This is a genomic window from Psychromonas algarum, assembly GCF_004376845.1.
GTDB lineage: Bacteria > Pseudomonadota > Gammaproteobacteria > Enterobacterales > Psychromonadaceae > Psychromonas.
In genome coordinates this window covers 279,699-296,597 of record NZ_SNUW01000004.1, presented here as the reverse complement: position 1 = coordinate 296,597, position 16,899 = coordinate 279,699, and the positions used below count along the sequence as shown (strand labels likewise).

The window sequence follows — 16,899 nt, the reverse complement described above, 5'->3', positions numbered from 1 at the left end:
AAATTTAATGCTATATTATAAATTATTGTCAGACTGCAATAATCCATTAGCTATTTTTACTTCATTTTTAATTTTATGTGTTGATAAGGCATTAAAAAACTAAATTATTAGCTAACAACATTTATAATCAATAGATTACAATAGAGAAAAGAACATCTGAGGAATATAGTCAATTTCTTAAATGCAAACGGCATTTAAAGTGGCAGAAAAACAAGAATAAATTGATAGCAACGAAAATAATTTCATGATTTTCAAGCTGTTAAACATTGAAATCGTATCAGTCACGTTCGGTGTTTTTACAAACAAGGAGAGGGAGATTGAAACTTTGAATTTTATTGTCAATCAATTACCTCTTAAAACAGTAAAGTGATTAAAATGAATTATAGTAAACCTTTAGTTAGTGTATATATAACAACACACAACCGTTGTAATTTATTACCAAGAGCTGTTGATTCTGTATTAAATCAGTCTTATGAAAATATTGAATTGATCATAAGCAATGATGGTTCAAGTGATGAAACTGAGGATGTCATTCTGGCATATATTAAAAGCTCAGCCTTAAGCATTGTATATGTAAAAAATGACATACCTCTTGGAGCTAATAATGCGAGAAATAAAGCAATCAATGTCGCGAGTGGTCTTTTTATAACTGGCTTGGATGATGATGATGAGTTCTGTCTAGATAGAGTGGACAAGTTTGTGACGAATTGGAATGACAGATATTCATTTGTATCAGATAATTTCTTCAATGAAAGTTCAGGATATAGAAAAAGAAATTTTTTAAAGAAAAATAATAGTATCTATTCTCTAGATGATCTGATTTTTAGAAATGAAGCTTCAAATCAAATATTTACAAAATTGGAAAGATTAAAAAGCATTGGTGGTTTTAATGAACAATTAAAAAAATACCAAGATTGGGAGTGTTGGATCAGGTTAGCCAATAGTTACGGGAAATTTAAACGATTTAATTGGTGTAGCTATATTATGCACCATGATCATGAGTTAAATCGAGTTTCGAATAATTCGAACCACAGAACCGCCTACGAAAAAATAATTCAGCAAAATCAAGTTCTGTATGATAATTGTAGCAATGTATATATAGAAAAGTGCTTACTCCAAATGAAGTACTACGATATCAATATTAATGATATTTTAATTGCTAACAATCTATTTGAAAAAAAAATAATGGCGAAAATGTTTTTGAAAAGATTAGTAAAAAAATGTTTCAGAAGAGTATGAAATGATATATTTTGCCCTCTTAACTTTTTTTATTGTCGTAGTATATCTAATTTCTATTTTTTTAAAAAATGAAAAAAATAACGCTATTGAAATACCTATTGCATTTTCCCTGTATTGTTTCTTACTGATATTTTATGGTTTGAGGACTGCAGAGTCCGGTACGGATACAATTAATTATCTATCTCTATTTGCTAACCTTGATTATGAATCAAGGATAGAACCTTTATTTATATTTTTTAGCAAAGGAATAAATTTTCTCTCAGGATCAGACCAATTAATTATCCTGTTGTTGTATTTCATTCCCCAGACTATGATATTTTTAGCTGTATATAAGATCTATCCAATTAAAAAAACACTAATTATATTTTTTCTCATTACCTTTTCTTTTTCATATTACGATTTGTCATCAAATATTATTAGACAATTCTGGTCTTCTTCCTTTTGGTTACTAGGTCTAGCATTTGTCTTTGATAAAAAAAAGATAGGTTTCGTTTTAATTGTATCCAGCATTTTTTTACATTACTCGTACATTATTCCAACAGGAATTTTATTGGTATTAATGCTATTTAATCGTAAGCTAGGAAATAAATTTAATTATTGTCTATTAATTATACTTCTGATTATGTCAGTAACTACATTACTCAGAATTGATCCCTTTTCTCAACTTATATTATCTGTCACTGATAGTTTAGCGTCGATGGCTAGCTTAGTCGGAGCAAGTTCGTTTGCAGATATCATGAGGTTAATAAATCGATATGGCTACAATGTTTCAACACAGGGCTCATTTCATGAGGCTACGATTATCCCTTTAGTCATTGAGTGCTTGACAATCATCATACCTTTTTCACTTTACACTTTTTTCTGTGATAAAAAACAACGTATTAATCTTATAGCAAGATTTTTTGCGTTGATGTCACTATTTTTTTTGTTTGCCGGTTATCAAAGCATGTCATATAGATATTCATATATGGCTTTGGTAATACTCCCCTTATTTTGGGGGGAAATTTGTATCAATTTAGAAAGGTATAGTCGAATAATTTCATTTGTTATAGTCCCAATTGCTTTTTTATATTTCTGGTTCAGAATTAACTATTTACCATTCGATTGGGTTTTGTGAAACTAAATTCAATGAATTTTCATTGGTAAGTATGCAAAATATTAGAATGCGTACTTTATCTTAATAAGAGCTGATCAGTTATAGACACACCATATATGAAACTGAGCACTCTTCCTGCTAATTCTAATTATGTACTTATTATGTGGATGTAAGTTATCAATAATATAAAACTTAAAAGGGGCTTTTATGACTAAGCATGTAAAGGTATCTATAGCTCTTGCCAGTTATAATGGTCATAGATATCTTAAAGAACAAATACAATCTATTTTAAATCAAACATACCATAATATTGAATTGATTATTAGTGATGATCATTCATGCGACGGCACTCAAGATTTAATTTCAAAATTTGTCAACTCAGACACAAGAGTTTCTTTAATTGTAAATAATGACAGAAGAGGTTTTGTCAATAATTTTGAGAATGCTATTTCTCATTGCAGCGGAGAATTCATTGCTTTAGCTGATCAAGATGATATTTGGGAATTAGATAAAATAGATAAGTTAGTCAGAGGGATCGGTGCTTTTTCATTAATACATAGTGATGCATCACTTATAAATATGAGTGGTAATTGTATTTTCAATTCATACACATTAACTGCCAAAAAAAATATCTTGAACTTAGATGTCGTTGATGTGATTTTAAATAACCCAGTGACTGGTTGTACAACAATGTTCCATCATTCGTTATTAGATAAAGCATTACCGTTTCCTGAAAAGTTAGCTGTACATGACAAATGGTTAGCTTTGCTAGCTCTTTTAGACCAGGGTATTGTGTATTATGACGAACCCCTTGTTAAATATCGACAGCATGATGGTAATCAGATTGGAGCTGCCATAAAGAGTAAATCACTGATCGTAAAATACAAAAAGCTTCGTTTAAATAAAGAACGCATTATACACAATGAAAAATATCAATATGAATTGATTAAAACACTAATAAATAATCAAGAAAAAAGCTTATCTATTTCTATGTTAAAAGAATTGAATTTATTAAAAATATACTATGAAAATATAATAAATAAAAAATTTCCTGTGATAGCATTTATCATTAGATGCTTTCTGTTTACTAGATTTGAAAAAGGTAAATCATTTAAAGTTAAAATAATTGCTTTATTTTCCATTTTTAAACGAATATTTTGTTAATTTGACTGTAATACAAATTAGCCTAATTTTAAGTAAGTGCTAAGTAATTTCCATATTAACGAAAATTGTCAGTTAGATGCTTCAATGAATGAAGACGCATGTTGAATTTGCCACAGTTATTCAACTGAAAGCCTTGTAACAGTTCAGCATACGACTTTTAATTTATTAAAAAATTAAAAGTCGTTTGAAAGTGAAATTAAAAGAAAACATAAGCAAGCAAAATGCTGTAATAGTCATCGAGGGAAAACGACGGCAGAGATTTCTCTCATATAAGTGATATTTCGATATATATGCTTTGTGAGACGTTCCTGATTTCGCCTTCTACTCCATACATCACTAGGTGATTTGATGACAGTTTACTATGAAAAGTAACAAAGTCTGGTACCCGATTGAGCTTGAGTATAATATTAATTTTTGTACAGATTCAATCGATTTATATATGGTTAAATATTATGAGTTATTCTGAAGTAAAGAAAAAGTTAATTGTTTTTAGATTAAAAAACAATGCATTTAAAGATCCTGTTGATAGATTACGAGGCTTGGATGTTTTATTAAAATTAAGAGAGAGAGGATGGAATGTTGAGTTTTTTAATGAGCAACGAGATATTGACTTAATGATTTCTCTTGGTTTTGACTTTAAATGCTATTGTGATATTAATTCATTTAAGCCTAAAAAACTAATACTAGATGTGCAAGATGACCATCTAACTTCTAATAAAGAGGCATTAAAAAAGATCCCTGGAAATCGCTTCGGGAAATATAAAAGGGCTTTTTATATTTTTAACGAAAGAGGTATATGGCCTGTAATGGCAATATTTCTTTATAAGACAATATCTAAGGTTACATTTAAAAAATTAGCTGAGAAAGCAGATTTATTAATAACTAGTTCATATGCTTTAGAAAAAAAATTAAATAAAATAAACCTTAATATTTGCACAATACCAGATTCAATAGATTATAAATTATACCTCCCAAATTTAATTCCAAACAATAGCGATACTATATCAATAGTATGGGTTGGAACCGCTTCAAATATCAAGTATTTGCTTTTAATAAACGATAGTTTAAAAAATATTCAAGCTAAATACAATGTATCAATAAAGATAGTTACCAGTAGGCAAATTTTTGTTGAACCCACATTTAATTCAATTGTTCAATCTATTCGGTTTGATTTTGACTTTATTGAGTGGGAGCAAGATACATTTGGCGAGCATTTGTTTAAAGCAGATATTGGTATAGCTCCATTACCAGTGGGGATTGCTAAATCATCTAATAAAATCTTATCGTATATGGCATCAGGTTTAGCTGTTTTGTGTTCAGGAAGTATTGATTATAAGTTGTTACACAACGAAAATCCTAATGCATTCTATTTTTCGAATGATTTTGAAGAATGGGAAGCAATTTTAGAAAGATTAATTCTAGATAGAGAGAAAGCTAGTTTAACTGCAAAACAAGGAAATTCTTTGGCGAAGTCTTTTGATATCGATGCTTTAGTGGAGGAATATGAAAAGAAAATAATTTCTTTATTTTAACAACTTCAGGGGTTATCAAAAAACGTGTGTGTTTCTTTGGTTATATCCATCTTTTTAAATTTTAATAATAATCTTATAGGGTTTCATTATGATACTTATTACAGGTGGTGCCGGGTTTATCGGTAGTGCAGTCATACGCCATATTATCGAAAGAACAACTGCGTCTGTTGTAAATGTTGATAAGCTTACCTACGCAGGTAACGTCGAATCTATTGCTACTCATTCAGATAATGAGCGTTATCATTTCGTGCAAGCGGATATTTGTGATGCACAAAAAATATCTGATATATTTGATAAATATCAACCAACAGCAGTCATGCATTTAGCAGCGGAATCTCACGTTGATCGCTCTATCGATGGTCCCGCTGATTTTATGCAAACGAATATTATCGGTACGTTTACATTACTAGAAGCAGCGCGTAGCTATTGGTCTACCTTACCTGAATCTCAAAAAATAGCTTTTCGTTTCCATCATATTTCTACAGATGAAGTTTATGGAGATTTAGAAGGCACAGAGGATTTATTTACCGAAGAAACCCCTTATGAGCCAAGCTCCCCTTATTCGGCATCAAAGGCTTCTAGTGATCACATTGTACGTGCTTGGTATCGTACTTATGGTTTGCCTGTTATTGTCACGAATTGCTCGAACAATTACGGACCTTATCACTTCCCTGAAAAATTAATTCCACATGTTATTTTAAATGCCTTAGATGCTAAATCACTGCCCATTTATGGTGATGGTAGTCAAATACGTGACTGGTTATATGTAGAAGATCATGCTTGCGCTTTGTATAAAGTTGTGACAGAAGGGGAGGTAGGTCAAACCTATAATATAGGTGGACACAATGAAAAGACAAACATCGAAGTCGTAGAAACACTTTGCAGTATTCTTGACGAATTAAAGCCTATTTCAGAAAATCCAGCTTTTGCTTCATCTTCGTTGTCAAAGTATAACGAACTGATCACTTTTGTTAAAGATCGCCCCGGGCACGATGTGCGTTATGCCATTGATGCTTCAAAAATAGAGAAAACGTTAGGCTGGGTACCGGAAGAGAGTTTTGAGACAGGTATTCGCAAAACGGTTGAATGGTATTTAAATAATGAAAACTGGTGGAAGCGTGTTTTAAACGGTGAATACCAACTTGAACGTATTGGAGATAAGTAATAATGACTACAACTTCACCTTCAAAATATAAAGGTATTATTTTAGCTGGTGGCTCTGGCAGTCGCTTACACCCTATTACATTGGGCACCTCTAAACAGTTGTTACCGATATATGATAAACCAATGATATTTTACCCGATTTCAGTGTTGATGTTAGCGGGTATTAAAGAGGTGCTGATTATATCTACACCAGAAGATTTACCTAATTTTGAACGTATGTTGGGTAATGGTAGTCAGTTTGGTATTGAAATTTTTTACAAAGAGCAACCAAGTCCAGATGGTTTAGCCCAAGCTTTTATTATTGGTGAAAAATTCATTGGAGATGATAATGTTGCACTGGTATTAGGTGATAATATTTTCTATGGTCAGCATTTCTCTGATAAACTACTTGCCGCTGCTAAAGTAGAAAAGGGCGCTTCTGTTTTTGGTTATCACGTCACCGACCCAGAGCGTTTTGGTGTTGTTGAATTTGATGAAAATGGAAAAGCATTAAGTATTGAAGAGAAGCCAGAGCATCCAAAGTCGAATTATGCGGTAACTGGGTTGTATTTTTATGACAATAATGTTGTCGAAATTGCAAAGTCTATTAAACCATCGCCTCGTGGTGAACTTGAAATAACAGATGTAAATATTGCTTACTTAGAACGCGGTGAGCTCAATGTTGAGATATTAGGCCGTGGATTTGCGTGGCTAGACACTGGAACACACGACTCATTATTAGAAGCAAGTCAATTCGTACAAACTGTAGAACACCGTCAAGGTTTTAAAGTTGCTTGTTTAGAAGAGATTGCTTATTTACAAGGCTGGTTGAGCCAAGAAGAGTTACTTGTACAGGCAGAAAAGCTTAAGAAAACAGGTTATGGTCAGTACTTATTTAATATTGCAAATGGAATAATTTAATGAAGTTCATTGATACAGAAATAGAAGATGTAAAAATTGTTGAAGTGAATGTGTTTGGTGACGAACGTGGCTTTTTCATGGAGACTTTTCGTGCTGATGAATTCATGAAACAGACCGGTGCAAAGCCGTTCGTACAAGATAATCATAGCAAATCAATGCAAGGTATTTTGCGCGGATTACATTATCAGCAAAAACAGACCCAGGGTAAATTAGTACGTGTTATATCAGGTGCTGTTTACGATGTCGCTGTTGATATGCGCCAATCATCCCCCACATTTGGTAAGGCTGTCGGCGTTGTACTTTCTGCGGTAAACAAGCGTCAATTATGGGTGCCAGAAGGTTTCGCGCACGGTTTTTACGTAATGACTGAATTTGCTGAATTTGTTTATAAGTGCACTGATTATTATCATCCAGAGTCTGAAGTGTCGGTTAGCTGGGATGATGTTGAGTTAGCTATTGATTGGCCGTTAGTTGATGGTAAATTACCTCAATTATCAGCGAAAGATACAGACGCTTTTTCTTTTCAAAATGCCCCAAAATTTGATTGATAGGTAAAGCCAATATGAAAGTAATCATTACCGGAAAAGGCGGTCAACTTGCTTGGGAATTAGATCAATTAGCACCTAGTAAGCATGAAGTGCTAAGCGTTGGTATTAATGAATTAGATATTACTAACGAAGGTTTAGTTTCTGAGTTTATTGCTAAAGAAAAACCTGATGTAGTGATTAATGCGGCTGCATATACTGCGGTTGATAAAGCTGAAGAAGATACAGATGCCGCTTATGCAGTGAATGGCTTAGGTACTCAATACCTCGCGACTGCCTGTAAAAAAAACAATACACGTATTTTACATGTATCAACAGACTTCGTATTTGATGGCGCCAGTGCTAAACCTTATCAAACAGATGCGCAACCAAACCCAATCAATGTATATGGCGCTTCTAAACTCGCAGGCGATATTGCATTACAAACTATTTTACCAATGAATAGCGTTATTGTGCGAACAGCATGGGTATATTCGGTTAACGGTAATAATTTTGTAAAGAGCATGCTTCGTTTAATGCAGGAAAAACCGCAACTTGGTATTATTTGTGATCAAGTTGGTACCCCTACGTGGGCGAAAGGTTTAGCGCAATGGTTATGGGCAATAGTAGAAAAGCCAGAGGTAACAGGGCTTTACCATTGGACAGATGCAGGTATTGCTTCTTGGTATGATTTTGCTATTGCGATACAAGAGTTGGGTGTTGAAAAAGGACTGTTAAAAAATGCTATTCCTGTCTTACCTATCCCCACATCGGCATATCCAACGCCCGCTAAGCGTCCTGTGTTTTCAGTAATAGATAAAACAAGTGCAGAAACTATATCAGGTATCCAAACACAACATTGGCGTAAACAACTATCATCGATGATGAATGATTTGTACTTGTAATATCCAATAAATATATTTTTTGAAAGGTAAAACTAGAATAAACCATTAATCAGAAATGAATTTCTAAATGTTTTGATGGTGAACTTTTATCATCAGGTATTCTGGTCTAATTGAACTGGATACTTTAATTCTGGATAATACTTACACTATCGAGGTGAGCATTAATACAAAATATCAGTACAAAACTTATACCAGTGAATTTAAAGCTGAAGCATTAGCATTAAGTCAGAGAGCAAAGTTATAGCGGCCAGGAAGCTTCTTCTGCCCTAGGCATTACAAGCCTGCGCTACGAAAAGAAGTTAAAACCCTCTGAATGGAGAAAGAAATACTAAAAAAGGCCAGTGCCTTGTTCGCAAAAAAATGAAGTAAAGTTTCGGTATATTCGAGCATGTCGCTCTACATATTCCATAAAACTGCTTTGTAATGTACTGCAAGCGAGTCTCAGTACATTTTATGATTGGCTTGAACGACTCGCCAAAATCATTTGTGAAGAAGAGCTGAACATCTACCGAACTGCACGACAACTATTCAAACGTAGTCGTGGTAGCTTAGGTTCTCGACAGTTATGCAAAAAATCAAAAGAAGCTGGCTTTAAAGTCGGTCGTTATCGTACGCGCAGTATCATGCGTAAGCTAAAGCTTGTCGTGAAACAGCGTCAAGCCTATAAAGTAACAACAAAGCGTAAACACAGTGATAGCGTTGCTGATAATTTGTTAAATCAGCAATTCAATCCGACGCAACCCAATTTAGTGTGGGCTGGTGATGTCACCTATTTAAGAACGGAGGCTGGATGTATTTAGCTATTGTAATGGACTTATACTCACGTAGGATCGTTGGTTGGTCAATATCAAAACGTATGACGGTTGATTTGGTTGAGCGAGCATTGCAGATGGCGATTAATATTAGGTGACCTAAAGCTGGCCTAATGCTCCATAGTGATCGAGGCTCTCAATATACGAGTGGACGATTCAGTCGATTACTGAGTAAGTATAAAATAACGCCGTCGATGAGCAGCGTGGGGCTTGCTTAGATAATGCGGTTGTCGAAATATTTTTTGGTAGCTTAAAGAATGAATGGTTATTCAATATCATTCATTTAACACGTGAAGCAATGAAGATGGATGTAGAGGACTATATCCGTTATTACAATCATGAACGACTTCATACAACACTCGGTGACTTAACGCCGATTAACTATGAAAAATCACAAAGTCAGGTGTCTGCTTGGACTTGATCAGAATAAGGTATAATAGGAAGATAAAATATAAATGTATAAAATTCTTGTTCTTGAAAATAAAGCTCATCATAAAAGGGCAAATATTATTAATCAGGCTGTACATTTTCCAAACTGCACTCTGAAATATAACGGTATTCGACATTTCTCTAAAAATATTGAGTTCTTTGCTCAATTTGATTTAGTTGTATCTGTCTCATATTTGTCATCAACATGTAATTATATTATTGGTAAATGCTCTACATTTGGAATTAAAACACTACTTTTAACTGATGGTATTATTGAGTGGAATAATATGTTTAATAACGCATATGCTCTATCTAAACAAAGTAGTTATTATCATCCAATTTACCATGATTACTTTGGCGTTATGGGTGATATTGAAAAAGAATATTTTAATAATATTGGTAGTGCAAAAAGTATTGATTTTTCCCCAAACAGAGTTTTGAAAAGTATGCATGAAAAAAAATCTTGTAATGCAATAGATAATTTGGTTTTGTTGACGACTGCCAACAACGCATATTTTGATGAGTATGAGAAAGCTGAATTAATTAATTTGCTTCTTTTAAGTCAAAGTTATGTGTTAAAAAATGACTTAGCTTATAAATGTAGAATCTTTGATCAAGAATTGTTGTTTATTTTGAAAGAAAAAGATCCCTGCTTATTCAATGATGTTGATACAGATTTTGACGAGTGTCTTGATGGCGTTTCACATTTAATTACAACTCCAAGCACTATTGTTATTAGTGCTATGAGTAAAGTTATTCCTGTTTGTCAGCTCATTTATAGAAATTCACCTGTATTTTTGCAATCAGGTTGGTCACTCAACTCTATTCAGAATGTAGAGTGTTTTTTCAATGACTTTATATCTTCTAATAATGATAAAATCAACTTCCAAAAGGCAATTTTAAATCAATATATATCAAATAAAACGATTGTAGAACAAATAAATAATTGCTCTATAAAGTCCATAGATAATGCTCAATTAGAAGTAATTAACTCATTGTTTAAGAGTGATAAATTTGTTTTAAATTTTGAACCTTTTTTAAGATATCTTAATGATATAATAAAATTATATTTCCCATCTTCTGTAAAAAAATTATGGGTGAAAATGCTTAAATCTTTACGATAACCAATTAAATAAAATAGGTAACTTATGTTTTTAATCGCTGGTCCTTGTGTAATAGAATCTGAAAACTTGGTTTTAGATACTTTTGCAACGTTACAAGAAATAACCAATAAACTTGGTATAGAATATATAGCTAAGTCATCATTTACAAAAGCAAACCGCTCATCAGCATCAGCCTTTACTGGGCCAGGTATTGAAGAAGGCTTACGTATTTTACAAAAAGCTAAAGATCAATTAGGTGTTCGAATTTTGACGGATGTGCATGACGATACACCATTAGATGAAGTAGCGGCGGTGGTAGATGTATTACAAACGCCCGCTTTTTTATCGCGTCAAACTGGTTTTATACAGCGAGTCGCATCTATGGGCTTACCTGTCAATATTAAAAAAGGCCAATGGATGCATCCATCTGATATGGCTCCTGTTGTTGAAAAATGCAGAGCTGTAGGTAATGAAGATATTTGGTTATGCGACCGCGGTACAAGTTTTGGTTTTGGGCAACTTATCAATTACATGCCTGGTCTAACTATTATGAAAGAAACTGGCTGTAAAGTTGTTATGGATGCTACACATAGTGTTCAAATGCCTGGAACTTTAAATGGTTCAACTGGTGGTAATCGTATTCATGTACCAGCAATAGCACGTGCGGCTGTTGCTGTGGGTATTGATGGCCTGTTTATGGAAACGCATCCTGATCCTGAAAATGCTTTATGTGATGGTCCTAATATGTTGCCACTTCACCATATGGAAGAAATGCTAGAAACACTGCTTGAAATAGATGAAGTGGTTCATCGACGAGCATTTATTGAATCCAAATTAGTTTAACTATGAAGAAGATGATCCCAAAAAAACTAGATATTAAAATACTCTTATTTGATGTGGATGGCGTCATGACTGATGGCACTATCTATATGTCTGAGCAGGGTGAATACCTAAAGGCGTTTAATGTTAAAGATGGCCTCGCTATTGAGTTATTACGTAGCCATGGTCTTTTAACTGGAATTATTTCTGGAAAAGCCAGTGGTGCACTGACATTACGTTGTGAACAACTTGGTTTCGATAAAATTATTACAGGTTGTAAAAACAAACTTCCAAAATTAAAAGAAATCTGTGACGAATACTCGATTAGTTTAGATCAAATTGCTTTTTGTGGTGATGATGTGCTTGATTTACCTATTTTTCAGCATGTAGGTTTAAGTGTTGCTCCTGCCGATGCGCATGCGTTAGTTCTTAACAAAGCGGATTGGATAACACAATCAGCCGGTGGTCGCGGTATGGTGCGTGAATTTGTTGATAAGTTGCTTTGTTTGCAAATGAATCAATCATTAGAAGAAATCTATCAGCCTCTAATGAATAAAATAATTGTGGATGATGTTGGTGGAATTGAACAGTAATGAACTTTTCTAATATAAAAGCCGTCATACCTGCCCGTTATGGTTCCTCGCGTTTACCGGGTAAACCTTTGTTACTGATTCGTAAAAAACCGATATTTTGGCACGTTGTACAACGGTGCATTGAAGCTGGAATTCGCATAAATGATATTGTTATAGCAACAGATGACCAGCGGATTTACGATGAATCGGAGAAACTAAGTCTTCCTGTTTTAATGACATCGCCAGAGCATCAGAGTGGGACTGACCGTATTAATGAAGTTGCTAATATTTTGGGATGGCCCGCAGAAACAATTGTCATCAATGTACAAGGTGATGAACCATTGCTTCCATCCGAGCTAATCAAAACTGTTGCAACCTATACGGTAAATCATCCCAATTTTTCAATAACCACTGCGGTTACGCCAATAGGCAAACGTGAAGATTTTATTAATCCTAATGTAGTAAAGGCAATTATAGGTTCTGAAGGAAGGGCGTTATATTTTACACGCTCTGCGGCTCCTTTTAATCGTGATGATCATAATGATATATCGCTTGCTTACCGTCATGTTGGTATTTATGCCTATACCGTTGAGTCATTAAATACTTTTTGCTCTTACCCTGAAGCTCCCTTAGAACGTTATGAGAAGCTTGAGCAGTTGAGGGCGTTAAGTAATGGCTTGACTATTGGGGCATGCGTATTTTACCAACAACTACCACATGGTGTTGATACACTTAAAGATTATGAAATAATCAAAGAAATAATGGAAAAAAATAATGCGTTCAATTGAAATTGCAAAAGAAGTTATCCAGACAGAGATCGAAGGATTAGATTATATGTCTTCTCGTATTGGTGCTGAATTTAGCCAAGCAGTCAAAGCAATAATTTCAACAAAAGGACGTACTATTATTTGCGGAATGGGGAAGTCTGGCCTTATTGGAAAGAAAATAGTCGCTTCTTTGGCGAGTACTGGGACACCAAGTTTTTTCATGCATCCTGGTGAGGCTTTTCATGGTGATTTAGGAATGGTTAAGCCTGAGGATGTGTTTATTGCAATCTCTAATTCAGGGGAAACAGATGAAGTATTGAAGCTTTTACCATTTCTTCGTGATAACAATAATCATGTGATTGCAGTAACGGGTAATGCGAATTCCACATTAGCCAAAAACTCCCATTGTCACCTCGATGTAGCCGTACCGAAGGAAGCTTGCCCACTCCAATTAGCTCCTACAAGCTCTACTACCGCAACATTAGCGATGGGAGATGCTTTGACTGTTGCATTAATGGAAGAGCGCAACTTTAAACCTGAAAATTTTGCTCGGTTTCATCCTGGTGGTAGCCTAGGTCGGCGTTTATTAAGTAAAGTAAGAGATGAAATGGTAGCTTGTGAACTGCCTGTAGTAATGTCTGAAGATTCTGTTTTACATGTTATTAATGTTATTTCAAGCGGTAAGCTTGGTCTTACGCTTGTTAATACTGGCGAGGAAATAAATTCAATAATTACCGATGGTGACCTACGTCGTGCTATGGAAAAAAGTGGTAAAGATGTCTTTGATCTTCAAGCTACCGATATAGCGGCTTTTAATCCGTTTGAGATCTCCCCAGATGTTAGCATTCAAGTTGCTTATGAAGTAATGGAAGAAAATGGTGTTAGTTCATTACTTGTTAAAGATGGAACAAATTTAGTTGGTATTCTGAAAAAATAATTGGAAAAGGAATCATTTATAGATAATCAGTGAAGCTAATTATTACAGTCATAAAGGTCCACTAACTTACCCTTTATGACTGTAATATCATAAGCTCGCTTGGCAGGGCTAAATCACGAAGAGCCTAAAAAATATACAATGTTATTTTAAAAATAAAGTGACATATATCGCATGATCATTTTTATCACAATGATCGACTAGCAGATCATATTTAGCTGTGATCTTATACTTCTCTTTAAGCATTAGAGAAGCCAAAACGAATGGATTAACCTTGTTAGAGCATATTTCAATAATCAGAGAACATCGTCAAGAGTGGAAAGTTACGCATAAATTGCCTGAAATTTTGTTTCTAGCAATAACGGCGACAATTGCGGGTGCTGAAGGTTGGGATGAAATATCTGATTTTGGTGAAGATAATATAGAGTGGCTACGTAAATTTTCGGATTTTGAAAATGGTATTCCCTCTTATCATACTGTTGCTCGAGTATTCTCTGCAATGAATCCAAAGGAATTCCAAAAAGCTTTTATTGCGTGGATGAATGACTGCCAAGAATTAACACATGGAGCCATTATTGCTATTGATGGTAAGCGCTTAAGAGGATCCTATAAGCAAGCAGATAAAAGTGATGCCATTCATATGGTCAGTGCCTTTGCTGCTGGTAATGAGGTTGTCCTGGGGCAAATTACTACTGACCAGAAATCGAATGAGATAACAGCGATTCCAAAACTTTTACAGCTATTAGATATCAGAGGCTGTTTAATTACGATTGATGCAATGGGCTGTCAGACTAAAATAGCAAAAAAGATTGTGGATGGTGGTGGCGATTATCTACTCGCAGTAAAAGGCAATCAACCTAGGCTGCTTGAAGCTATAAATGAAATTTTTAGCATACCAAAACTTGAAGCTGCATCAGAGAATGTATTAACGCAGACAGAGAAAGGACATGGTCGAGAAGAAACACGGCACTACATGATTACTCATGATTTAAGTGAATTAGGGGATCTTGTTTTTGAATGGCCTGAGCTAAAAAGTTTAGGCTATATTGTCTCGTTCAGAACAGAGAAAGGTAAGACAACAGAGGCTTCAGCTCGTTTCTATATTAGTTCTGCAGAGTTAAGTGTGCAGGAGTTTGCGAATGCGGCACGTGAGCATTGGGCTATCGAAGTTAAATTGCATTGGAAACTTGATACTGCAATGCATGAAGACGCTAGCAGAGTTAGACGCGAAAATTCAGCAGAAAACTATGCAACGGTACGCCATACCGCACTTAACCTGCTCAATGCAGATAAAACATTTAAAGCCAGTATTAAGAGAAAGCAAAAGAAAGCGAATCGAAATACCGGTTACATCGAGCAAGTCCTTACAGGGCAAGATGCTTCATGATTTCGCCCTGTACATACATTCGTTTCATCTTAAATCATGACTATCTTCCATTTTTAAAGAAACCTAGTTCTTTTTCTAATGAATAATTTGCAGATCCTAATGCGGCATCCAATATTTCATCAACATTTCAGAAATGCATCCAACAGGCATTTACTACTTATAAAGGTCATTATATGAAAGTAGTTATTAATTTAAATTTAAAAATTACAAATTATGAGTGTATTGAAGACTTCTTGTCAGATAGTCACTTATCGGATTTTTTTAAAGTAAACGATGGTGTAATTTCTATTTTATTTACATCTCTTCAACATCGTTTTTTCATGCTTTTTAAAGATAAAACTTTGATTATTTCTGATAGTTTAATTTTTCTATCAGCAAATTACATGGTAAAAACATCTGAAGATGCGAATTCTTTTTACTCTAAATTTGGTTTTATTTTCCCCCCGTTTACACAGTATGAAGATGTTTATTTAATTGCACCTTATATTGAATTTACCATATCTGATGACAATCTTAGTTTTAAAAATAAATTACCTGAGCGTGAGCGTGAAAATGATGAGATTAAACTCGAGAATGTTTTGAATGATTATTTTAATGCTTTTGAAAATAATTCATTAAATGTTTTAGTAAGTGGAGGGATCGATTCTTCTGCATTACTTGGTTTGTTAAATGAAAATAAAAGAGTCGGCTCTACTTTTATGTGTAAAATGTCAAGTTTACCTGCTGAAGGAGAATTAGCTGCTGAGTTATCAGATTCGGCGAGCATTCCTTTTCGTCTAATAGATTTAGATTTAGATTTATCTGATAGAGCAGATGAATTTGTTTCGGAAACAGGAGAGTACATAGCTGATTCTATAGCTTTAGTTTTCCCTGAGTTATTTAGTTCACTTAACTGTACAAAAAAAGATAATCTTTATTTAGTTGATGGGCAGGGTGCTGACTCTTTACTTAATGGCTTGCCTCTTAATAAAATTTATAATTTTTGGAATAAGCTTCACTTATTAAGACCTCTATTAAAACCTTTATCATGGGTCCCTATTTATAAAGATAAGTCTACCCCTTTTAAAAGAAAAGCCTACCGAATTACAAAAGCAGTTAATTGTCTTGCTCAGTCTGATTTCAGAATCTCCATTTTAACAGCAATGATTGAAAAAGAAGGTATGCCTAGCAAAATAGAAAGCTACTTTTTAGATGAGTTAGAAAAATTTTATAGACATTTTAATGATTGGCATTTAGTTATTCGGTTTTTATATATGTTTAGGGTTTTACCTGCTCGAGAAATGCAAAAATACTTATTTGCAAAAAAATATAATATAACAATGGTTGCACCATTCTTAGAGCCTAAAGTAATACAAACTTTATTATTCATGAGTAACGAGTCAAGTATTAAAGATGGTTTGTATAAATATCCGATTACTAAGCTTGCTCAAAAGTATTGGCCGGGCCATTTTGAAAAATCTAAAACGTCACCTTTTCAAGTTAATTATAGTGTTGGATGTGGTGATTTAAAAAATTATTCTTTAAAATTTTTTAGTGAAAATCCTAAATGATT

The 16,899-nt window shown here is 34.0% G+C and carries 15 protein-coding genes and 1 pseudogene; all 16 read left to right on the top strand.

The window, feature by feature from the left end; translation table 11 throughout:
- Window positions 1-375 precede the first annotated feature (375 nt).
- The 16 genes and pseudogenes from E2R68_RS05090 (at window position 376) to E2R68_RS05015 (ending at window position 16,897) form a co-directional block, all read left to right on the top strand.
- Window positions 376-1,239 carry a glycosyltransferase gene (locus tag E2R68_RS05090; RefSeq protein ID WP_134276415.1) on the top strand — a complete coding sequence of 288 codons (864 nt, stop codon included), beginning with the start codon at window positions 376-378 and terminating at the stop codon, window positions 1,237-1,239.
- Window position 1,240: 1 nt separating this feature from the next.
- Window positions 1,241-2,356 carry an EpsG family protein gene (locus tag E2R68_RS14250; protein WP_134276414.1) on the top strand — a complete coding sequence of 372 codons (1,116 nt, stop codon included), beginning with the start codon at window positions 1,241-1,243 and terminating at the stop codon, window positions 2,354-2,356.
- A 186-nt stretch (window positions 2,357-2,542) separates the two neighbouring features.
- Complete coding sequence (locus tag E2R68_RS05080; RefSeq protein ID WP_134276413.1) at window positions 2,543-3,499, top strand: glycosyltransferase family 2 protein; 957 nt, start codon at window positions 2,543-2,545, stop codon at window positions 3,497-3,499.
- A 452-nt stretch (window positions 3,500-3,951) separates the two neighbouring features.
- Complete coding sequence (locus E2R68_RS05075) at window positions 3,952-5,031, top strand: glycosyltransferase family protein (protein ID WP_134276412.1); 1,080 nt, start codon at window positions 3,952-3,954, stop codon at window positions 5,029-5,031.
- A gap of 85 nt (window positions 5,032-5,116) precedes the next feature.
- Window positions 5,117-6,196, top strand: a complete 1,080-nt coding sequence (gene rfbB / locus E2R68_RS05070; RefSeq protein ID WP_134276411.1) for a dTDP-glucose 4,6-dehydratase — start codon at window positions 5,117-5,119, stop codon at window positions 6,194-6,196.
- Window positions 6,197-6,198: 2 nt separating this feature from the next.
- Window positions 6,199-7,095, top strand: coding sequence for a glucose-1-phosphate thymidylyltransferase RfbA (gene rfbA, locus E2R68_RS05065; protein ID WP_134276410.1), 897 nt, complete (start codon window positions 6,199-6,201; stop codon window positions 7,093-7,095).
- Window positions 7,095-7,643: a dTDP-4-dehydrorhamnose 3,5-epimerase gene (gene rfbC, locus E2R68_RS05060; protein WP_134276409.1), complete on the top strand. Its 549-nt coding sequence runs from the start codon at window positions 7,095-7,097 to the stop codon at window positions 7,641-7,643. Before rfbA ends, rfbC begins: the two co-directional genes overlap by 1 nt.
- A 14-nt stretch (window positions 7,644-7,657) precedes the next feature.
- Entirely contained in the window at window positions 7,658-8,524 is an 867-nt protein-coding gene (rfbD, locus tag E2R68_RS05055) for a dTDP-4-dehydrorhamnose reductase (protein WP_134276408.1), read from the top strand.
- A 160-nt stretch (window positions 8,525-8,684) separates the two neighbouring features.
- A pseudogene (locus E2R68_RS05050) lies at window positions 8,685-9,757 on the top strand (IS3 family transposase).
- A 34-nt stretch (window positions 9,758-9,791) separates the two neighbouring features.
- Window positions 9,792-10,889 carry a hypothetical protein gene (locus E2R68_RS05045; protein ID WP_134276407.1) on the top strand — a complete coding sequence of 366 codons (1,098 nt, stop codon included), beginning with the start codon at window positions 9,792-9,794 and terminating at the stop codon, window positions 10,887-10,889.
- A 24-nt stretch (window positions 10,890-10,913) separates the two neighbouring features.
- Window positions 10,914-11,711, top strand: coding sequence for a 3-deoxy-8-phosphooctulonate synthase (kdsA, locus tag E2R68_RS05040; RefSeq protein WP_134276406.1), 798 nt, complete (start codon window positions 10,914-10,916; stop codon window positions 11,709-11,711).
- Window positions 11,712-11,722: 11 nt separating this feature from the next.
- Window positions 11,723-12,280, top strand: coding sequence for a KdsC family phosphatase (locus E2R68_RS05035; protein ID WP_134276405.1), 558 nt, complete (start codon window positions 11,723-11,725; stop codon window positions 12,278-12,280).
- The gene (gene kdsB, locus E2R68_RS05030) at window positions 12,280-13,047 is read left to right on the top strand and encodes a 3-deoxy-manno-octulosonate cytidylyltransferase (RefSeq protein WP_134276404.1); all 768 of its coding nucleotides are present in this window, start codon (window positions 12,280-12,282) and stop codon (window positions 13,045-13,047) included. Before E2R68_RS05035 ends, kdsB begins: the two co-directional genes overlap by 1 nt.
- Window positions 13,031-13,963 carry a KpsF/GutQ family sugar-phosphate isomerase gene (locus E2R68_RS05025; RefSeq protein WP_134276403.1) on the top strand — a complete coding sequence of 311 codons (933 nt, stop codon included), beginning with the start codon at window positions 13,031-13,033 and terminating at the stop codon, window positions 13,961-13,963. The genes kdsB and E2R68_RS05025 overlap by 17 nt, the downstream gene beginning before the upstream one ends.
- A gap of 241 nt (window positions 13,964-14,204) precedes the next feature.
- Window positions 14,205-15,347 (top strand): ISAs1 family transposase, encoded by a 1,143-nt coding sequence (locus E2R68_RS05020; RefSeq protein WP_134276448.1) that lies wholly within the window; start codon window positions 14,205-14,207, stop codon window positions 15,345-15,347.
- Between the two features lie 173 nt (window positions 15,348-15,520).
- On the top strand, window positions 15,521-16,897 hold the full coding sequence (locus E2R68_RS05015; RefSeq protein ID WP_134276402.1) for an asparagine synthase-related protein: 1,377 nt from the start codon (window positions 15,521-15,523) through the stop codon (window positions 16,895-16,897).
- Window positions 16,898-16,899 lie beyond the last annotated feature (2 nt).

Coding starts and splice junctions, on each gene's coding strand:
- rfbC (WP_134276409.1), top strand. CDS start 7,095: ATGAAGTTCATTGATACAGAAATAGAAGATGTAAAAATTGTTGAAGTG.
- E2R68_RS05035 (WP_134276405.1), top strand. CDS start 11,723: ATGATCCCAAAAAAACTAGATATTAAAATACTCTTATTTGATGTGGAT.
- rfbD (WP_134276408.1), top strand. CDS start 7,658: ATGAAAGTAATCATTACCGGAAAAGGCGGTCAACTTGCTTGGGAATTA.
- kdsA (WP_134276406.1), top strand. CDS start 10,914: ATGTTTTTAATCGCTGGTCCTTGTGTAATAGAATCTGAAAACTTGGTT.
- E2R68_RS05045 (WP_134276407.1), top strand. CDS start 9,792: ATGTATAAAATTCTTGTTCTTGAAAATAAAGCTCATCATAAAAGGGCA.
- E2R68_RS05015 (WP_134276402.1), top strand. CDS start 15,521: ATGAAAGTAGTTATTAATTTAAATTTAAAAATTACAAATTATGAGTGT.
- E2R68_RS14250 (WP_134276414.1), top strand. CDS start 1,241: ATGATATATTTTGCCCTCTTAACTTTTTTTATTGTCGTAGTATATCTA.
- E2R68_RS05080 (WP_134276413.1), top strand. CDS start 2,543: ATGACTAAGCATGTAAAGGTATCTATAGCTCTTGCCAGTTATAATGGT.
- rfbA (WP_134276410.1), top strand. CDS start 6,199: ATGACTACAACTTCACCTTCAAAATATAAAGGTATTATTTTAGCTGGT.
- E2R68_RS05090 (WP_134276415.1), top strand. CDS start 376: ATGAATTATAGTAAACCTTTAGTTAGTGTATATATAACAACACACAAC.
- E2R68_RS05075 (WP_134276412.1), top strand. CDS start 3,952: ATGAGTTATTCTGAAGTAAAGAAAAAGTTAATTGTTTTTAGATTAAAA.
- kdsB (WP_134276404.1), top strand. CDS start 12,280: ATGAACTTTTCTAATATAAAAGCCGTCATACCTGCCCGTTATGGTTCC.